Annotated in this window: 1 protein-coding gene; it reads left to right on the top strand. The window is 64.9% G+C overall.

The window, feature by feature from the left end; genetic code table 11:
• The coding region (locus ABFY71_RS18910) for an aldehyde dehydrogenase family protein (protein WP_347947420.1) at nucleotides 1–265 on the top strand (265 nt) is incomplete at both ends.

Genomic DNA, 265 nt, shown 5'->3' with positions numbered 1-265 from the left:
GCGCCCGCACGTGGAAGGAGGAGATCCTCGGCCCGGTACTGGTGGCGATGCCGTTTCGCGACGAGGCCACGCTTATCCGCGAGGCCAACGACTCGGTGTACGGCCTGGCGGCGGGGATCTGGACGCGCGATGCCGGGCGCGCGCTGCGCCTGAGCGAACAGCTTGAGGTGGGCACGGTGTGGATCAACACCTACAAAGTCTTTGCGATTTCAACCCCGTTCGGGGGCTTTAAAGAGAGCGGTCTGGGCCGCGAAAAGGGCATTCA

The sequence above is a fragment of the Devosia alba genome (genome assembly GCF_039938915.1).
In the GTDB taxonomy this organism is placed as follows: domain Bacteria; phylum Pseudomonadota; class Alphaproteobacteria; order Rhizobiales; family Devosiaceae; genus Devosia; species Devosia alba.
The sequence above is the reverse complement of the archived record's forward strand: the minus strand, read 5'-3'. Positions and strand labels throughout refer to the sequence as shown.